Here is an 18677-nt window from a genome sequence, read left to right on the forward strand (position 1 = left end):
TCATGCTGAAATGATTGCGGCATTCCCGCTGCAGATACGTCAGAACATCAGCTTCTTCGATGTGCCCGTCGTCCATGCGTAGCACCTCCGTTGATCATCCGTCGATGTTGCCGACTTAGTGGGTCATGCTGGCCGGAGTTGATTGATGCGATTGGGCATCGGTATAGGCGGCAGTTGCACTTGGAGACCGTTGTCGCTGCGGCTTCGCCGCGTCAGGTCTTGCCTTAATTCGCTTCACCCCGTTCCTCGCTAATCTCCCTTATCTCGAAACCATGTTGACGCGCACTGTCGATCACCAATTGCCGGATTATCTTCCTGCGGCGTAGTTCTTCCATTCCACGATACATCTTCTGGGTTGTCGTTTCCTTCCGCACTGCCAACGGCCGCTGTCTTAGAACTCGGGTTCGCCCCATCACATCACCTCCCGATCAAGGGCAACCACGTGGCCGATCGAACCAATGGCTCCGCTAGTCTTGCGCCGAGCAAGTTCGTGTCCGTAGCTGCTGAACATACGGTGGAGGAGCAGGACGCCATCGTCGCGCTGTCGCAGAAGCCTAGACCGTCGCAGATCACGAAAGCCTCGAAGCGCGGCTTTGCGCGGCATGTTCATCGATACCGCCGCTTGTGCGATCACTGCCTCACCACCACCGGATCGAGCCGTGACGCGGATCATGCCCATGAGCAGCGTTGCGGCATCCGGACCGAGGCGATCGAACACACGGCATGCTCCAGCGTCGGACAGAGCGATTGGCTGATACGGTCCTTCGATCAGCGCCGCATTGCTAAAGTCCGTCATCCCTGTGCCTCCTGTACAATCTCATCGTCCGTCAGTTCGTGTTCGCCCTCAAAGCGCGCCAACATCTGGCGCAGTTCTAAGTTTTCCGCTTCAAGGGTTGCTATGCGCGCCTCATTGACTTCCGACTTCTCTCTCATCAGCAACAGCTCTTGACGGTCTGCGATGTGCCTCTCCTTGCGTGTCAGATTGCGCCTCGGTTTTGCGGGCACTGGTTCCAGCGCGGCGGCAATGTCCTGTCCAAAAGGAACCGCGCCGTTGTTTGTCATGGGGCTTGTTAGGAATTTCTCAAGCTGTGTGGCGATGGCCGGATTGGCCTGCATCAGCCGTCGCGGTGACACTATCAGGTCCCGAAAAGTTGGACGCTTGATTGCTTTTGTACATTCGAGGTGGTCTAGCGCTTCTGATATCTCGCTCTCGGATGGCCAAGTCGCTTCGAAGCGATCGAACAAGTCATTGAATGCGGCGTTTGCGTCACCGGCCCATCCTCCGAATGGTCCTGTACCATCCATCAATGCCTGTCTCAGCCGTTCGCGATCTATCCGCTTCAATCTGCGGAGGAAGCCTGATGGAGAAGCGTCGTGAAGGATGAGGCAGCTTGACAGCAGTGTGTTCGGCCAACGCTCGGCACCATCCAGATCAATCGCCCTAGCGGGGTCGCGCGCAACTCGAGCGAAGCCACTTCTGTTTATGTACGGGCGTTCGGCCACCTGCCGGACATGGCCATTCGCGCACCAAATCAAATCGAGCGTGATTAATCCGAGAACTTGCGCTGCGGGCGCGCCCGCAGCCAACACAACGGTCTGCTGCATTTGGGCTTCGGACATCTGAACGATATCGTGGCGGACATATCGCAAATCTGGTGAAAGACGCGGGTCACCCTTGTCATCCAGATAAGCGAACGATGGGCTCAAGGGCAGGGTTACCCGTTTGTCATCCAAGGCCCGATTCAGCCATTCATCGGCAATTGTTACAGGGGTGGTTGTCAAGGCAGAAGAAGTTTCGCCCTCTGTTGTTTCTGCCCCTTCGCAACCACTCCTGTAATATTTCTCATCAGCGGCCATCGCTGTACCCTCCCAAGGATTGGCTGACTCTTTTCCCGGCGAAGCTGTGCCTTGGGGATGTGTGCTTCTTTGCGAGGCTGATTGCTGCGTACAAGCCGCTCATTGCGTCGATCCCAGCTTTACCGGAGGAACCACATCGTCCAAGTAGCACCACGTCGTACCGTTTCTAGCATGCTGCGCCGCTCGGGGCGTGACACCATGCCAATTTGCGAAAACGGTGGCGGGGACTTTGAGGAAAAGCCTCAGCGCAAGCACATCAAATATAGTCAACTTGGCGCTGCTGCTTCGTTCGCCGCGCGTTGACCTCCTACGCATCACCTTGTCGTTGGCATTATCGGCCACAGTACCCGAGACGAGATGTTCCGGGTTGATGCAGCCGGGGTTGTCGCAGGTATGGCGTGCTTGCCAGCCTTCGCGATCTTCGTAGTCGAGGTCTTCCCGGAGCGCGACGAGATAACGGCCAATCTGAGTGGGTAGCCCGCCCACGGAGCACTTGGGGTAGCCGCCGCTGTCCGCAGCGTGTGTTGTAAAGATACAGTCGCCACTGCGATAGGCTCGTGAACTGATCCTCGATACCGCCTCTGCATCGATGGGATGCAGGTCAGCGACAGACACCAAAAAAGGAAGTCCTGAACGACACTCAGGCATGTAGCCCTCCCTCTGGTCCAGCCTCTTGTGGACGGCAACGCCGATCTCGAATCCAATCTTCGATGTCTGCGGCGCGATACCGGTAAGTCCTCGCACCTATCTTGGTGTAAGTTGGTCCGAGGTCGGCATATCTCATCCGCTTGAGAGTGGTGACGCTGACACCTATGACATCGGCGGCTTGGCGAGTGGAAAGTAGACGGTCTAGTTGCATCGCTATGGTCGTTCTGCGGCTTCGGGAAAGGAACGTCCAAGGCGAAACGCCTCTAGGCACGGATTGGCCCACCTACTGGTGCACTGAGGGAGACGTAGACCATGACCCTCAGCGATTTCGACCGTGCTAAACGGTAGCAATCGGCGCAAATCGGGTCAAGCCAATATTCCACTTTTGTTGTTTTTCATCATATACTTATGTGGCCTTTTGCCATGTAATCCGCAACATGTCACGCAACGCCGTGCAGCGCCTCAACGATGTCATCAACGGCGAGGTGCGTGTACCGCAGAAGCATGCGCAGATCGCGGTGTCCGCTGATCATCTGTACCTGCGCAAGTGACAGGCCTTGCTCGACAAAGCGCGAGATCGCCTCATGCCGGATGTCGTGAAACGTAAGATCAGTGATACCTGCACGACGTCGTAGCCGATCGAACGCCAACCGTACAGCGTTGCCCGACATCGGGAAACAACGCGGTCGATCACGAGACAGTTCTGCAAGCACGAGCACCGCGTCAGGGCTGAGAGGTACGGTCCGCGCCTGTCCGTTTTTTGTCCTCGGCAACAAGACCGTGCATCGCGACAGATCGACGTGCTTCCACTCCATACCGAGTAGTTCACCGCGCCGCATACCTGTCGCCAAGGCCATTTTCAGGAGTGGCCTCATCAGCGGTGTTCGTTTGGTATGCACCGCTTCTAGCGGACGTTCCCATTCGCCTGCCTGAAGCCGCCGTTCGCGCCGATTGTCGATTTTCGGCCTGCGCACGGGCCTCACCGGATTGCCATCCGGAAGCTGCTGACCCCAATCCGAACGTGCAATGTCGATCGCGTGCTGAAGCCAGCCGAGTTCGCGAACGACCGTTGCTGGCTTTACATGTTCGAGGCGTTGATCACGATACCTGGACACGCTCGCCGGTGTCAGATCTTCCAACCTTACCGACGCAAGGCCGAATCGCAGGAACCCGTTTATCGCGTATCGTTCGTTGTCCGCGCACCGCTTCTTCGCCGTCACCTCGTCCCTGTATCGTTCAAGCACCTGCCGGACTGTCATGTCCGAGATTACCGCATCAGAAGCGCGATGTAAGTCACCACGCTCCGCGCCAAGTTCCGTCTCGCGCGCCCATTTCGTCGCGTCTGCGCGTTTTGTGAAAGACTTGCTACGCGATCTTCCGTCCTTGCGAACTGTCGCTTGCCACTTACCACTTGGCCGTTTTGTGATTGTTGCCATCGTGTGCATCTCCACATGTTGGGGGCGATTTCACAACGTGACTGCAGCGTAGGCGCAGCGGACGACAAAACACGCTTGACACGATCTGCCGTGCATCGCGCGTAAGTGCTTGATCCGCAAGTAGGAAAGGATGGTGGGTGATGAGAGACTCGAACTCCCGACATCTTCGGTGTAAACGAAGCGCTCTACCAACTGAGCTAATCACCCGTGACGGTGCATGTAGCCAAGCCAGCGCGCGGGTGCAAGAGGGTCTTGCATAATTTCTTTCTCAGATTTCGGATCAGTCCGCCATCTCGTTCAAAACGGTCAGCAACTGCGCCACTTCCTGTTCGGTGTTGTAGTGGCAGAGCGAGATGCGGATACAGTCGCTTAGGCCCAGTGGTGTCAGTACATTGCCGCTATAGTGGTCGGCCTTTCTGATGTGGGTGCGGATACCTTCCTGATTCAACCGCGTCACGACTTGGGCAGAGGGCATGTCGCGCACTACGATTGAGACCAGCCCTTCCCGCGCAGGATTATCCGCACCGGCCAGAATCGTGATGTGATCCATATCTCGCAGGCCGGGCAGGTTGCCGGTGCCGTTGATCATCGCGTCGGTCAGGTGGGTTTCATAGGCGTGAATGGCGCGACCCGCAGCCTCAATCCGGGCGCGTCGATCTGATTCTTCCGAGACCTGAGCCCCCAGCCAGTCAAAATAGGCCACAACATCGGACATCGTTGCGTAAGACCCGGTGTCGCGGGTACCGAACTCCCACCCCTCTGATGGGGCGTCGATCAATTGATCATGGGGCAGGGCGGTCAAACGGTCTGAAATCCATGCAATTCCGTAGCCGTGGCGAGAAAACACTTTGTAAGGCGAAATCGCATAGCCATCGACGCGGTAGCTGTCGATGTCTAACTGCCCATGCGCCGCGTGTTGAATGCCATCGACGATGATGAAACAGTCGGGTGAGATGTCACGTATCGCCCGCGCGATGGCCGCGACGTCCATGCCCATGCCGGTAACGGGCGACGCGTGAACGATCGTTGCGACGCGCACATCCGGCGTCAGGGCTGCGCGGTAATCTTCGGCTGTGACCAAACCCGTTTCGTCATCATGCTGCACGTTGACGTAGTCCAACCCCGCAATCGCGGCCCAGCGTCGTGCAGCGCTACGGCTTGCGGGGTGTTCGATCGAGCTGCCGATCACTTTGCTGCCCTTGGGTGCGTTGACACAGGCCGTTCGGATCATTCGGAACAACAACTCAGTTCCGCTTTCACCGACAAAGAATTGCCCTGTCGAGGCGTTCATGAATACTGACAAATCGGCCTTGGCGGTGTTGATGATGTCCACAAGCGCATGGCTGGCTATGTTGTCTCGTCCCTGATTGTCAGGGATTGCGGCGAATTTGGCCGAGGTTTCAACGACCGAGTTCAGAGTAAGAGCCCCGCCTGCGTTCTCGAAAAAAATGCGGGGGCCTTGAAAGGGGCAGGCATCGACATGGGCAAAGCGTGAACGAATGGCGTCGATCAGACCGGGTGAAGTGTGCAGCATGGTGGACGTCCTGTTCCTGAGTTGATTGCAGCATCCATCTGTGAAGGGTCTGGATCAATATCGTTTGCGACATTGGTCGCAAACCAACTGACGGAAATGGCGATGCTGTGCATTTTTCTTTCAATATCTGCCTGATATGCGGCTGCGTTCCGCAAAGGCGCTTGCGTGCCCCCGGTTGCCTCAGATATCCCCGAAGGGACTGAAACGATGCCAACGAAAAGGATATGCTCCTGTCACGTGCCCGCCGCGTATTGATTGCGGCCCTCGTTCTGGTGGGGTCGCTGCAGGGTCCGCTGCGGGCGGAAGCGGAAGGCGTATTGGTATTTGCCGCCGCCAGCCTCAAAACCGCGCTGGATGAGATCGCGCCCGCGTTTGAACAGCAATCCGGACAGGAGGTTACCATCTCGTACGCAGCATCGTCCGTTTTGGCCCGGCAGATACAGCTTGGTGCCCCCGCGGATTTATTCATTTCCGCCAACGCGGACTGGATGGATGTCCTGCAGGAACAGGGATTGATAGATGAGGCCTCTCGTGTCGATCTCTTGGGGAACGGGCTTGTCCTGATTGCTGGTGGTGACGCAATCACAATCGGCGAAATGAGGCCGGAAGTCGATCTGCAGGCCGCACTGGATGGGGGGCATCTGGCTATGGCGCTGGTGGATGCTGTGCCCGCTGGGATCTATGGCAAAGCGGCGCTGCAAAGCCTTGGTCAATGGAGCCGCGTTCAAAATCAGGTCGCGCAAACAGACAATGTCCGAGCCGCGCTTGCGCTGGTTGCAACCGGGGCGGCACCTTTGGGAATTGTCTACCGGTCCGACGCCAAGGTTGAAGATCGTGTCCAAGTCGTTGCGACCTTTTCACCGGACCTGCATCCGCCGATCATTTACCCTGCGGCAGCGATCTTGCCATCATCCGCCGGGGCCAAAGCTTTTCTTGCCCATCTCAACTCGGAAGCGGCGCGCCTTGTGTTTGCAGAGCAGGGGTTTGCCCTGCCGGGTGGATAACGCATGGGATCGCTAGGGCCGGAAGAGCTTGAGGCGCTGAAGCTATCCTTGCGTGTGTCCTTCTGGGCCACGCTGGTCACCCTGCCTTTTGGCATCTTTGTTGCCTATGCCTTGGCCCGCTGGCGGTTTCCAGGTCGGCAGGTTCTGAACGGGCTGGTGCATCTGCCATTGATCCTGCCGCCAGTCGTCACAGGGTATCTGTTACTCATTACATTTGGCATTCAGGGGCCTTTGGGCAGGCTGTTGGCGGAATTCGGTATCGTTGTGGCCTTTCGCTGGACCGGAGCAGCGCTGGCCGCTGGGATCATGGCGTTTCCGTTAATGGTCCGGGCGATCCGGCTGTCGATCGAGGCTGTGGACCCCAAACTTGAACAGGCAGGGGCTACACTGGGTGCGTCGCGCCCGCTGGTTTTTGCTACGGTAACGTTGCCGATGATCCTGCCGGGCGTGATCGCCGGGGCGATACTGGCCTTTGCCAAAGCGATGGGGGAATTCGGGGCGACAATCACGTTCGTTTCGAACATTCCGGGTCAGACCCAAACCCTGCCCTCGGCCGTTTACGCATTCCTGCAAGTGCCGGGGGGTGAAGCTGCCGCGACAAGGTTGGTCGTGATCTCGATCGTGATCGCGATGGGCGCTTTGCTGTTGTCAGAATTCATAGGGCGTCGGGTCGCAGCACGGGTGGCCGGATCATGAGTCTTTCTGTACGCCTGCAACACGACCTGCCGGACATTAGTCTGGACATTAGCTTTGAGGCCCCGCCCGGGGTGACGGTGTTATTCGGGCGATCCGGGGCGGGTAAAACCACGGTGGTAAATGCGGTCGCGGGTTTGTTGCGCCCGTCGGCAGGTCGCGTCGCGATTGATGATTGGGAGTTGTTCGACACCGAGCGTGGCCTGTGGCTGCCGCCGCATAAACGACGGCTTGGCTATATCTTTCAAGAAGGGCGCCTGTTTCCGCATCTCACAGTTCGTCAGAACCTATTCTTCGGGCGATGGTTTGCGCCCAGAAGGGCCCGTAGGGAAAGCCCGGAGAAGGTAATCGAAATGCTGGGGGTCGGGCATCTTCTGGATCGCAGGCCAGCGGGTCTTTCGGGCGGTGAAAAGCAACGTGTTGCGATAGGGCGCGCATTGCTGGCCAGCCCGCGTCTGATCCTGGCAGATGAGCCTCTGGCAGCGCTGGACGATGCGCGCAAATCCGAAATCCTTCCGTATTTTGAGCGGCTTCGGGATGAAGTGTCCGTTCCAATTCTGTATGTCACACATTCGGCGGCCGAGGTCGCGCGCCTCGCCACTTCGGTGGTGGCTTTGCAAGACGGCAAAGCCGTACGCCATGGTCCCGCGTCCGAGGTGTTGGCCGACCCGTCGGTTGCGCCAGCAGGTGTCAGATCCGTCGGTGCGGTGCTGCAGGTCCGCGTGGCCAAGCACCATGAAGACGGGCTGACCGAACTGGATGCAGGTGGCACCAGTCTGTTTCTACCGCTTATCCCTCATCAGATCGGAGCCAGTCTGCGTATCCGCATTCCGGCCCAAGAGGTCATCCTGTCCAGCAAACGCCCCGAGGGGCTTTCTGCTTTGAACATGCTTGAGGGTACGGTTGAGACGATCCGGGCAGGTGAGGGGCCGGGCGCAATTGTTTCCATAAAAACCAAGGCTGGGTCGGTTCTGGCAAGGATTACCCGCCGCTCGGTCGCATCCTTGGGGCTGGAGCCCGGTCGGGTTTGTTATGCGGTGATCAAAACCGTCGCGCTGGCCCCGCAGGATGTAGGCGGGCGTCTGGGCAATTATTAGGCCACCGGCCCTTCTTGCGTTGTGATCGGGATTCTTTACTCGGTCTCTTTGTTTGCTATGGTTCTGGTCAGGTTTTTCACGGGATTTTTGTTATGCGAAATTGGAAGCTGCCATTTTTGGCTTTGTTGATTGCCCTGCCGGGACTCGCGCAGGCAGTCGGTTTCGGGATCGGCGCGTATCCGGCGTTCAGAACCACGGTTACACCCCTGAAGAACGGTATTTACCAAGTTTCCACTACCGGTTCTTCGGCGCCGGTTGCGTATTGGTGTGGTATTGGCGACTTTGCCATTCGCACCCTCAGAACCAAGGCCTCCCAGCGCATCTACATCACCCGGGCCTACGAGAAACAGACGAGGACCGTGCAATTCTCGCTGACCCCGCCCGACGGGGTCGATACCACTCCGGGTTACTCGGTCACGGTCAAGCGCGTCGGTGAAAACATGTCCGCCGGATCCGCGCAGGGGTATTGCTATGACAACTTCATGGATTTCGGGTTCTGACCGTTGATCAGACCCATTTTGCCAGTGGCGGCAAACTTATAAGAACGGCATCGGGATCATGGCCGGTTTCCAGCCCGAACTTGGTGCCGCGGTCATATACAAGGTTATATTCTGCATAGAGGCCACGGTGCACAAGCTGGGCGTCCTTATCTGCCGCATCAAAATCCTGAACCCGGCGCTTTTCGACCAGTGGCGCAAAGGCAGGGAGGAACGCCTTGCCGATGTCTTGCGTCAGCGAGAAATCCGCTGACCAGTCGCCGGTGCAGTAGTCATCCATGAAGATGCCTCCGACGCCACGGGCGCGTTTGCGGTGCGGGATATAGAAATACTCATCTGCCCAGTCTTTAAGCCGTGGATAGTGCCCTGGCCCATGCGGGTCCAGATGGGCCTTTTGGGTGGCGTGAAAATGGGCCGTGTCTTCATCATACTCGATGCAGGGGTTCAGGTCGGACCCACCGCCGAACCACCAAGCATGCGGTGTCCAGAACATACGCGTGTTCATGTGGACAGCCGGCACATGCGGGTTCTGCATATGCGCGACCAATGAGATGCCCGAAGCCCAGAAACGCGGGTCTTCCGTCATGCCGGGAATGCCTTTGCGAGCGGCCATGGCCTGTTGCGCGCGTTCACCCAGTGTGCCGTAAACGGTCGAGATGTTGACGCCGACCTTTTCAAACACACGGCCTCCGCGCATGACGGACATCAAGCCGCCCCCTGCATCCGTGCCGTCGTCAGCTAGGCGTTTCGTTTCCTTGACCTCAAACCGCCCCGGTTCCGCGTCCGAGAGCGGGCCGGTGTCGTGGCTGTCTTCCAGCGCTTCAAACGCCGCGACGATGTCATCACGCAGGTGTCGGAACCAGGCTGAGGCCGTTGATTTTTCTTTTTCCAACATTGGATTAGTGCGCCGGGGCTGCGACGGGGTCCAGCAGGGTGCGGCCACCGTCAATGGTCAGAATTTGGCCGGTGATGAAACCGGCGGCGTCCGAGGCAAGGAACTGAGCAGTCTCCGTCAGCTCGGTCGGGGCTGCGATACGGGACAGAGGAGTGTGTTTTTCGATGTCATCCCGGAAATCCCGGTTCTCTTTCAGTGTGGATTGCAGTGAAGCACTCATCACCGATCCCAGTGCGATCGAGTTGACGCGGATGCGGCTCGGGGCCAGCGCCACGGCCAGGGACCGGGTCATCTGATCCAGCGCGGCGGTTGAAACCGAATAGGCCATCAAATCCGGATGCGTGCGTCGGGCGGCAATCGACGACAGGTTGATGATCGACCCTGCGGGGTTTTCGTTGTCACCCGCCTGTTTAATCATCCGTTTGGCGACAACCTGACTAAGCCGCAAAGCGGGCATCAGATTCTGGTTCAGAAGAGTCCGCACCGAGTCATCGTCAGTATCCAGAGGGTCGGACGGAATCACCTGCCGTGCCCCGTTGATCAGAATATCCACCTGATCAAACGCGTCTATGGTGGCCGAAAGCAGATTGGCGATCGTTAGCTTTTCCCGCAGATCACCCGCAAAGAAGCGAATGTTGCTGTCATCGGCCTGTTCGCCCAGTTCATCGGCCAGACGCTTTTCGTCCATATCGGCAAACATGACATTGGCACCCGCATCCGCAAAGTGACGACCGATGGCCAAACCGACACCGTTGGCGCTGCCGGTCACGATTGCTGTTTTGCCAGCGATGGAAAAGGACATGCAAATCTCCTGAGTTGAGGCGGAGGTTAACCGGGATCACCTTCGAGGGCGAGAGGCATGGAACACTTTGAAACGTGCGTCGCCGGACACTTCTTCAACGCGCGCAAAACTTTCAGTCAAAGTTACTTCGTATGGCAGGTGGCGGTTGGCGACCATCCACAGGTCCCCATGTTTGGCCAGATTGCGGGCGGCGGACTTGATGAATCCTTGGCCCAATTCCGGCTCGGCGCTGCGTGACGTGTGGAAGGGCGGGTTCATGACGACGGTGTCCAGCGCGTCGGGCGCCTTCCACTTTACAGCATCGGCCCAGTGGAAAAGCGCGCGTTCATCGGTTATATTCGCCTGCGCACAGGTCAGGGCGATATGGTCGGCTTCGACCAGGTGCAGATGGCGCAAACCCGCCTTTTGGATCAGCGACGCTGAGAGAAATCCCCAACCCGCCCCCAGATCAGCAACCCGCGCTCCGATCTTGTCCGGCAGCGTATTCACAAGCAGCGTTGACGCCGGATCGACTCCATCTGCCGAAAAAACGCCGGGAGCGGTTTGATATCCGTCCGCCATTTGGGTTTGTGGCGCGGCCCAGTCGTCAAACGCATTGGGCGCAGCGCGGAACCAGAAGATTTTACCATGGGCCTTGGAAATCGGCCCCTCAACATCTGTGCGCTTGCGGATCTCTTTCAGCAGACTGTCCACGCCATCGGTTTTGGCGCCGTCCACAACGATCACCCCGCTTGCGCGTGCGGAGGCTTGCTGCACATGGCTGCGGGCCAATGCCTTGGCGCGAGGCAGGATCACGATCGCATCCTGACACGGGTCCTGAGACTGCGGCGTTACGGCAAACCCCTGGTCTGCAAAATGGTCGTGGAACGGTTTGAAGGGCTGAACGACCTGCGTGCCGCGCGACAAAGATGACAGATCATTTGCCGGTGTCGGCCCGATGACTGTCAGCGGTTGAGACAGAACAAGGCCGCTTTGCAGGGCAAGATCAAGGCGAGGGGACATGGGCAAATCCGATAAGAGCCGCCGCTGGCGTTACTCTTCGCGTTCCATGGTGCATTGCAGCGGGTGCTGGTGCCGACGGGCAAAATCCATAACCTGCCCGACCTTGGTTTCCGCAATCTCGTGACTGAATACACCTACCACGGCAACGCCCTTTTTGTGGACGGTCAGCATGATTTCGAACGCTTCGGCGTGTGTCATTCCAAAGAACCGTTCAAGCACATGAACGACGAACTCCATCGGGGTGTAGTCATCGTTCAGAAGCAGGACTTTATACAGCGGCGGGCGCTTGGTCTTGGGGCGTGTCTGGACCAGAACCGACGAGTCAGAATCGTCGTCGGAATTGTCAGACATCATCCATTGGTCAATAAGCATCACACGGCTGTCCGATTCAGGCTTCGGTTTATCTGTGCGGTTATATAACGTCTAAGGGGTCAGAGAAAAGAGCCAGCAGGACGCATTTGCAATGGAAAATAAGCTGACCACAATCGGGTTCGATGCGGATGATACATTGTGGCATAATGAGCGGTTCTTCCAACTGACGCAGAGCCATTTTGCGGAATTGCTTGCCGATCATGCCGAGCGCGACCACCTGCTGGAGCGTTTGCTGGAAGCTGAAAAGCGCAACATTCGACACTATGGATACGGAATCAAGGGCTTCACCCTGTCGATGATCGAAACCGCCATCGAAGTAACCGAAGACCGCGTTCCCGCGTCAGTCATTCGGCAGTTGATCGAAGCAGGGCAGGACATGCTGGCCCATCCGATTGAGTTGCTTCCCCATGCACGCGAAGCGATCGAGGGCGTGGCCGCGACACATAAGGTCGTGTTGATCACCAAGGGTGATCTGATTGATCAGGAACGCAAGCTTGCCCAGTCAGGCTTGGGTGAGCTGTTCGATGAAGTCGAGATTGTCTCGGAGAAAACCCCGGAGACTTACCGAGAGATTTTCCACAGATATTGCGAGGGGCCCAAGCGGGCGATGATGGTAGGGAACTCGATGCGATCCGACGTGGTCGCCCCGATTCAGGCAGGGTGTTGGGGTGTATATGTTCCGCATGGACTGGTCTGGGAGATCGAAAAGGCAGAAACACCATTGGGCAATCCGCGTTTCAAAGAGTTGCAACACCTGGGAGAGCTGACAGGGTTTGTTCAGGCACTTGGATGATGTTGCCGATAGGTCTCAGTTCGGGAAAAATAGAGCGATTACAAGGGCTGTATTCTTGGGTGTCCCGGATTTAGTGGTTTGGGGCCCAGGTGGGGCAACATATGGTGTTTCTATCGTGGCCGACAAAGCGACGAATTTGTCGGCTTACGGTTTATTTCATGGGGTCTCTGTGTTAGCCTGAAGAATAATAAAATAATTGATTTGCTGACCGGGAAAACCCGGCAGCGCGAGGTAGACAGAGGCAAAGATCGTGCAGGTTCGGCGGACAGTTCCGGCCCGGATGGGCTTTATTCTTATAGCATTCGTGTGGTTGCTTGCTTTTGCACCACTCCAGTCATTGGCCGCGCCCTATGCGGCCATGGTGATCGACGCGCGCACCGGTGAGGTGCTTCATTCGCGCAACGCCGACACCCGGCTTCACCCCGCATCGCTGACCAAGATGATGACGCTCTATATCGCGTTTGAGGCCGTGCGAAACGGTGAGATCGAACTGGACACCCCGGTTCGCATCACCAAGAAAGCGTCGTCCGAACCCCCCTCGAAACTGGGTCTTCGCACGGGTCAGACGATCGCGTTCCGGTATCTGATCCGCGCCGCTGCCGTGAAATCGGCTAATGACGCGGCCACGGCAATTGGCATCGCCATCAGCGGGTCCGAGGCAGCATTTGCCCGCCGCATGACCCGGACTGCCAAAGCCATGGGCATGAGCCGCACGACATTCAAGAACGCTCATGGATTGACGGAATCGGGTCATCTGTCGACCGCGCGAGACATGACCACACTGGGCCGGCATCTGCTGTATGATTACCCGCAGTATTATAACCTGTTTTCGCGTCAATCGACCCATGCCGGGATCAAGACGGTGCCGAACACGAACCGTCGGTTACTGGCCGCTTATCGGGGAGCAGATGGGATCAAGACCGGATACACGCGGGCAGCAGGCTTTAACCTTGTCGCCTCGGCCAAACGCAAAGACGAACGGATCATTGCCACGGTATTCGGCGGTAAATCCGGCGCGTCGCGAAATGCCAAAGTGGCAGAACTGCTGGACATGGGTTTCCGCCGCGCACCGTCGCGCGCACCCATTCGCAAACCGTCGCGTCCTGTATATGCAGGAAATGCGGGTCTGAATGTACAAGTGGCGCGGTTGGTCGGCGCGCCGACCACCAGTTTACGACCGGTACTGCGCCCCGGACCGGGGGCCGCCGTTCAGGTGGCCGGTACAGTCGCGGCGACCGCGGCGAAGAACGGCACGCGCATTCAGAACGGGATTGCGGCAGCCATTGCCGCCGCAGATATACAAACCCCGTCCGAGGATACGACCCGCCCGGCGGCCCGTCCCGAAGATCTTGTCCTTGCTTCTACAGGCCCGATCGAACAGCCCGAGCCCGAGCAGGAGATCGTCACGCGCCTGTCCACCTCGGGTGGGCACCTCTGGGGTGTGAATGTCGGGCGCTACACAACACGATATGAGGCCGAAAAGGTGCTGTTGAAAACAGCCCTTTCGGAAATGACCACTCTGGAAGGAACGCTGCGCAAAGTGAACCAAAGCGCGCGCGGCTTTGATGCGACGTTTCAGGGCATGACCCGCGAACAGGCTGATTTGGCCTGTCGCAGGCTTCAGGCACGGAACGTGACGTGTTTCATGATTGGGCCGTCATAAGACCCGACATGCAATCTTCAGACTGAACATGGGCTGCGAAAACACTCGCAGCCCTTTTTCTTAGTCGAAGACGTGGCCGTGCTGATATTGTTCATCCTGACCGGCGGCGGCAGTCAGCGCGGCGACGTTATCCTTAGTGAAGAAGCCGTCATAGTGATGGCAGCGCTCTATATACTCGGTGATCAGCAGAGTGTGCTTGGAGTGTTTTGAGAAAATCTGTTTCAGGTTTGGGTCGTCTTTGCATTCGCCAACTACATGCGCCAGGAAAGGCACGCCCTTGTCCTTGAGGGTGTTCACGACGAAATCGACGTTCTTTTCACCAGCGCCGTGGTCTCCATCCTGTATCTCGACGGCCATATGGTGCAGGCGGCGGCCAAAGTTGCGCACGAAGTCTTCGGTGGGCATCGGTAACTTGGCAAAGGAATTCACGAATGAGGGCGTGTTGTTCGCCGTGAATACCTTGGCAGGTGATTTCTTGTCATCGTCGACATTCGGATTGCGGTTCACATTGGTGGACGAATTCATGTCAAAGATGTTGTACGCACCCCAGAAATAGTAAGGTACCATCGTGAGAAACTCGAGGATCGCATCCTCACGCTCTCCGGCCAATACCCGCGTGGCAAGGTGGTCGATCCCCAACATCAGAGGTGCAATCTTGCTGTCTGACCCAAAACCGGCTGCCTGATCCAGGCGGGTTTGTTCCGCGTCGCTGAGCAAGACACGGTCCCCCAGGCCAAGGCTGTCCGTGTCGTTGAAATCCAGCGTGGAATAGCCGACCCGATTGCAGGTGAAATCCGATGGCGTCGTGAAACGGAAACCGTCCAGCGTGTAAAACGGGTTCTCGGTATCGCCACTATATTCAAATCTTATGTTTTGATCTTCCAGCGTTTTGGTCAGCGTCTTCAGGTCGGAGGCCGCGAATACCTCGCCGACATACCGGGTCTGGGGCGTGCTGCGGGCCAACGGGTACATGCGGTTGATACGGGGAATGAAGTCCTCGAATGTCGGGCTGAGAGGAGCCATGACGATTAGCGCGGGGTAATCTGCATGAGAATGCAGAACCGAAAACTTGTGCGTTCGCCCAAGATAACTGGCCGTGTGGCGATAGGGGGTCATAACGTAGAGTTCGACCAGCGTGTCGAACAGCGCATCCGGTTCCACCTGAAGTACAATGGCCCGCATCGACCCGACCTGATCTGCGATACCCGAGCTTGAGCGGCGCTCGTAAATCATAGGCAGATATTCGTTGAAGAAGTCCGAGTTCTTCTTGTCGCCGCGGGGTTCGTAAGACATCAAATCAAAAGACATTAAGCGCGCTCCTTGCCGTTGCGCCGCTCGATCGGCGCGGATCGTTCCCGGAATTTGTGGTACTCAGATCATACAGTTACGCACATGCTAGGGCCTGGGGCCGTACCGGGCAACAGTCACGACATGGGGTGGCCGAGTTACGCCAACCTGATCAACGGATGAATTTTGTCACGTCAACGCCGCCCGCAATCAGGTTTTCCCGAACCGAGCGGGCAATCTGCACAGCAGTTGGCCCGTCACCGTGCAGACAGATGGTGTCGATCGACGTTTCCAGTCGTTTTCCGGATTCGGTAATGATGGCCCCTTCCTGAACCATATTCACTATGCGCGGACCGGCCAGTTCCGGGTCATGGATGACCGCGCCGGGTTTGCTGCGGTCGACCAGAGTTCCGTCGTCGTTATAAGCGCGGTCTGCAAAAATCTCTCCGACCCATTTGCAATTCAGTTCGCACACGGCGTCTTCCTGTTTGGTTACGGCCAAAACCATGATGATAACGTCCGGGTCCACATCCAGAGCACCCTGATAGCAAGCCCGCGCCATGTCGATGTCGACCGAACACATATTGGCCAGTGCACCGTGCAGCTTGAGGTGCCGGACCTTGGTGCCAACGGCCTTGGCAACCCCTATGGCTGCGCCCAGCTGATACCGGACCAGATTGCGCAGGCTGTCATGTGGGATTTTCATGTTGCGGCGACCAAATCCCTGAAGGTCGGGAAACCCCGGATGCGCGCCAATACCAACATTGTTTTCTGCCGCCTGTATCATCGTCTGCGCCATTACGTCCGGATCACCGGCGTGAAAGCCGCAAGCGATGTTGGCCGAGGTGATGATTTTGAGCAGGCTTGCATCATCACCCATGTTCCATGGGCCAAAGCTCTCTCCCATATCTGCATTCAGATCAACGCTGGGCATCGGCAAAACTCCTTAGTCTGTGGCAGAGATCATTCCGCCGACCAATTGGTAAGACAACAGGTCAGGGATGTCATGTGGGTCGCGGATCAGAGGTTCAACCTGAGTGGGCAGGCGCGACAGATCGCCTTGGAAAGCCGCGTGCAGGGCGACGGCTTCATCCATGGTGACGAACTGGAACCTCAGCTGTCCGCCAGCGGGCGTTTGCGCCGCGCGCGGCAGATCGCACGGAAGGACGGTCGCAATGCGCGGATACCCTCCGGTGGTCTGGCACTCCGGCAGCAGGATGAACGGATTTCCGGTGCCAGTCATCTGGATGTCGCCGGGTGTTATGACCTCGGACAGGATGTTGAGCTGCCCCTTGGCGGCAAATCCTTCTCCTGCGCTTTCAAGCTGCATTCCCATTCGGTTGGCCCGGCCACCGCGTTGGAACCGCGTATTGGCAAACCGGTCCAGAGTATCTTGGTCAAACAAAGGGGTTTGAAAGCTGGCGACGACCCGCAGCACCCCGCCTGAAAATCGGTCGTCTGGCTGCAGTTTCAACCCGACAGCGCCTGAACCGGCCCCGGCAGACAAGCGGTCACCAGCTTGTACAGTCCGCCCGATCTTGGCCGTTAGGTGGGCAGACCGAGAGCCAAGGAACATGTCGCCGTCAATTCCGCCGCCGATATGCAAGTACCCATAGGTCCCATATATTGCCGCGCCGATGGTCAATCGCTGTCCCGCATCTAATTCATGCGACGCATTCCAAATGACTGGGTTTCCGTCGACGCTCGCCTGCATCGGCGCGCCGGTCAGCGCAATGCGTGTGCGTTCGGTCGCTTCGAATTCACCGCCCAAGCCTGCCATTTCCAAAGCCGCCAATGCAGGCGCTTGGCCCAGCAGGGCGGCCCCTTCGTGCAAGGCCAGTATGTCTGCAGCCCCCGAGCGGGACAGACCCTGATCCAAGTAACCGGTACGCCCCAGATCCTGCACTGTACAAGCAGGCCCTATGCGCAGAACGGAAAGGCTCATGACCCGATTTCCTGATACGTCGCACCGCCTGAACCATCAAAGTCGTTCGCGCGAATATGTTCCAGGTCTTCCTGAGTAACAGAATAGAACTGCATCTCATCACCGGGCGTCAGGGCAAAACTGTTTGGGGTCTCGGGCCGAAAGCAGCGAAACGCGGTTTGCCCAACATGCCGCCAGCCGGTTGGCGTCGGCCCCGAAAACAGCACAAACTGTGAGATGGCCAGAACTAACGCCCCTTCGGGCACCATAGGGGTCAGCTCTTGCAGACGTGGTATATTGAACTCGGGCCCCAGAGGCCCAAGGTAAGGTTGCCCGGGCGCAAATCCGATCGTCAAAACACGCACGCGCGTGTCGCTGAGCCGTCGAACTGCTTCATCCGATGTCAGCCCGGCTGCGGCAGCCGCTTCGTTCAGTTGCGGCGCGAGGTCCCCTCCATAGACAGTGGGGACGCGCCAATATTTGCGGCCCGAGGGCATCGGGGCGTCAAACCAGTTTTGCTGCCCAAGTAACTCGGAAACACGGGATCGGATTTCCGCGTGAGGGAGTTGGTAGGGATCAAAGCGGACATAGGCCGAGGCTAGCGAAGCGGACGTTTCAATAACGCCGGGCCATTGGGCTAGGTCTAAAGCATTTCTAAAGGCCAGCGCCGCACGGTTTGATGACTCCGCCATGGTATCCGCAAATGAAACAAGCAGACCGTCAAAGCCGACTGGTTGAATTCTTGGAAAGGGGTGTGAGTCTGACGATATCATGACGTGAAAATCTAAGGCGTTCCTTTTCGGTCGACCTGACCGCATTCAGTTGGATTGCGCAAGCCTCTGGCCATTGTTGCCGGGCATTTTACTCAAAGCTGAGTGTCGAACCCCTGATTCTGGGTCTGGCGTGATTCAAAACAGGAAGGCCGACTCGTTTCAGCGTTGTGGGTGGAGTAGTAAATCTCACTATATATAGGGTGAACTTGAGTGCTGCGGTGTGGCGATTGCATGGTACTTCATTCAAGAATCGTAAATAGGCGTGAAATCATCTAGATGGATGTAATGTAAGTTATTGCTATTGAAGTATAAAAAACTGAATTGCAAAAAAAACGCGCTATATGCAATTTTCCACTTGCGGCTTTGTGGGGTAAACCTTAGAACCCCCTTCACCGGCGCT

20 protein-coding genes and 1 tRNA gene are annotated in these 18677 nt (G+C 57.4%); 6 read left to right on the forward strand and 15 right to left on the reverse strand.

The genetic code is table 11. The annotated features are described in order from the left end of the window. Positions 1-412: 412 nt before the first annotated feature. The 7 genes from GOV87_RS11465 to GOV87_RS11495 form a co-directional block, all read right to left on the reverse strand. Positions 413-796, reverse strand: a complete 384-nt coding sequence (locus tag GOV87_RS11465; protein WP_171211835.1) for a hypothetical protein — start codon at positions 794-796, stop codon at positions 413-415. Beyond that, positions 793-1782, reverse strand: coding sequence for a hypothetical protein (locus GOV87_RS11470; protein WP_171211836.1), 990 nt, complete (start codon positions 1780-1782; stop codon positions 793-795). Before GOV87_RS11470 ends, GOV87_RS11465 begins: the two co-directional genes overlap by 4 nt. 174 nt (positions 1783-1956) lie before the next feature. After that, positions 1957-2505, reverse strand: a complete 549-nt coding sequence (locus GOV87_RS11475) for a hypothetical protein (RefSeq protein ID WP_171211837.1) — start codon at positions 2503-2505, stop codon at positions 1957-1959. Continuing rightward, positions 2498-2716 (reverse strand): helix-turn-helix transcriptional regulator, encoded by a 219-nt coding sequence (locus GOV87_RS20665; protein WP_371813498.1) that lies wholly within the window; start codon positions 2714-2716, stop codon positions 2498-2500. The genes GOV87_RS11475 and GOV87_RS20665 overlap by 8 nt, the downstream gene beginning before the upstream one ends. Positions 2717-2945: 229 nt before the next feature. Beyond that, a complete protein-coding gene (locus GOV87_RS11485) occupies positions 2946-3941 on the reverse strand; it encodes a site-specific integrase (RefSeq protein ID WP_171211839.1) in 996 nt (331 codons plus the stop codon). Positions 3942-4072: 131 nt separating this feature from the next. Continuing rightward, positions 4073-4148: transfer RNA gene (locus tag GOV87_RS11490), tRNA-Val, on the reverse strand. 73 nt (positions 4149-4221) lie between these two features. Beyond that, a complete protein-coding gene (locus tag GOV87_RS11495; protein WP_171211840.1) occupies positions 4222-5475 on the reverse strand; it encodes an aminotransferase class V-fold PLP-dependent enzyme in 1254 nt (417 codons plus the stop codon). A 224-nt stretch (positions 5476-5699) separates the two neighbouring features. Between GOV87_RS11495 and modA the strand changes: the two genes are divergently transcribed. The 4 genes from modA to GOV87_RS11515 all read left to right on the forward strand — a co-directional run bounded on the left by modA (position 5700) and on the right by GOV87_RS11515 (position 8769). Then, positions 5700-6479 carry a molybdate ABC transporter substrate-binding protein gene (gene modA / locus GOV87_RS11500; RefSeq protein WP_171211841.1) on the forward strand — a complete coding sequence of 260 codons (780 nt, stop codon included), beginning with the start codon at positions 5700-5702 and terminating at the stop codon, positions 6477-6479. Between the two features lie 3 nt (positions 6480-6482). Next, the gene (gene modB / locus GOV87_RS11505) at positions 6483-7175 is read left to right on the forward strand and encodes a molybdate ABC transporter permease subunit (RefSeq protein ID WP_171211842.1); all 693 of its coding nucleotides are present in this window, start codon (positions 6483-6485) and stop codon (positions 7173-7175) included. Next, positions 7172-8269 (forward strand): molybdenum ABC transporter ATP-binding protein, encoded by a 1098-nt coding sequence (modC, locus tag GOV87_RS11510; RefSeq protein ID WP_171211843.1) that lies wholly within the window; start codon positions 7172-7174, stop codon positions 8267-8269. Before modB ends, modC begins: the two co-directional genes overlap by 4 nt. Positions 8270-8361: 92 nt before the next feature. Next, on the forward strand, positions 8362-8769 hold the full coding sequence (locus GOV87_RS11515; RefSeq protein ID WP_171124629.1) for a hypothetical protein: 408 nt from the start codon (positions 8362-8364) through the stop codon (positions 8767-8769). Between the two features lie 7 nt (positions 8770-8776). Here GOV87_RS11515 and hemF read toward each other — a convergent pair whose 3' ends face one another. From hemF to clpS, 4 genes are read right to left on the reverse strand one after another with little or no spacing between them, the layout of a single operon-like run. Further along, the gene (gene hemF / locus GOV87_RS11520; protein ID WP_171211844.1) at positions 8777-9661 is read right to left on the reverse strand and encodes an oxygen-dependent coproporphyrinogen oxidase; all 885 of its coding nucleotides are present in this window, start codon (positions 9659-9661) and stop codon (positions 8777-8779) included. A gap of 4 nt (positions 9662-9665) precedes the next feature. After that, on the reverse strand, positions 9666-10463 hold the full coding sequence (locus GOV87_RS11525; protein ID WP_171122384.1) for an SDR family NAD(P)-dependent oxidoreductase: 798 nt from the start codon (positions 10461-10463) through the stop codon (positions 9666-9668). 36 nt (positions 10464-10499) lie between these two features. Then, a complete protein-coding gene (locus GOV87_RS11530; protein ID WP_171211845.1) occupies positions 10500-11465 on the reverse strand; it encodes a class I SAM-dependent methyltransferase in 966 nt (321 codons plus the stop codon). 30 nt (positions 11466-11495) lie between these two features. Beyond that, positions 11496-11837: an ATP-dependent Clp protease adapter ClpS gene (gene clpS / locus GOV87_RS11535; protein ID WP_171123198.1), complete on the reverse strand. Its 342-nt coding sequence runs from the start codon at positions 11835-11837 to the stop codon at positions 11496-11498. 91 nt (positions 11838-11928) lie between these two features. Between clpS and GOV87_RS11540 the strand changes: the two genes are divergently transcribed. Beyond that, a complete protein-coding gene (locus GOV87_RS11540; RefSeq protein ID WP_171124636.1) occupies positions 11929-12630 on the forward strand; it encodes an HAD family hydrolase in 702 nt (233 codons plus the stop codon). Between the two features lie 280 nt (positions 12631-12910). Beyond that, on the forward strand, positions 12911-14293 hold the full coding sequence (locus GOV87_RS11545) for a D-alanyl-D-alanine carboxypeptidase family protein (RefSeq protein WP_171124692.1): 1383 nt from the start codon (positions 12911-12913) through the stop codon (positions 14291-14293). 60 nt (positions 14294-14353) lie between these two features. On the opposite strand, the gene GOV87_RS11550 is transcribed toward GOV87_RS11545, so the two are convergent. From GOV87_RS11550 to GOV87_RS11565, 4 genes are all read right to left on the reverse strand, one after another. Continuing rightward, positions 14354-15601, reverse strand: a complete 1248-nt coding sequence (locus GOV87_RS11550; RefSeq protein WP_171211846.1) for a hypothetical protein — start codon at positions 15599-15601, stop codon at positions 14354-14356. Between the two features lie 151 nt (positions 15602-15752). Continuing rightward, a complete protein-coding gene (locus GOV87_RS11555) occupies positions 15753-16514 on the reverse strand; it encodes a LamB/YcsF family protein (RefSeq protein ID WP_171211847.1) in 762 nt (253 codons plus the stop codon). A 12-nt stretch (positions 16515-16526) separates the two neighbouring features. Beyond that, a complete protein-coding gene (locus GOV87_RS11560; RefSeq protein WP_171211848.1) occupies positions 16527-17525 on the reverse strand; it encodes a biotin-dependent carboxyltransferase family protein in 999 nt (332 codons plus the stop codon). Beyond that, positions 17522-18277, reverse strand: coding sequence for an allophanate hydrolase subunit 1 (locus tag GOV87_RS11565; protein ID WP_171211849.1), 756 nt, complete (start codon positions 18275-18277; stop codon positions 17522-17524). The genes GOV87_RS11560 and GOV87_RS11565 overlap by 4 nt, the downstream gene beginning before the upstream one ends. Positions 18278-18677: the final 400 nt, after the last annotated feature.

It is taken from the genome of Ruegeria sp. HKCCA5426, assembly GCF_013034585.1.
In the GTDB taxonomy this organism is placed as follows: domain Bacteria; phylum Pseudomonadota; class Alphaproteobacteria; order Rhodobacterales; family Rhodobacteraceae; genus Ruegeria.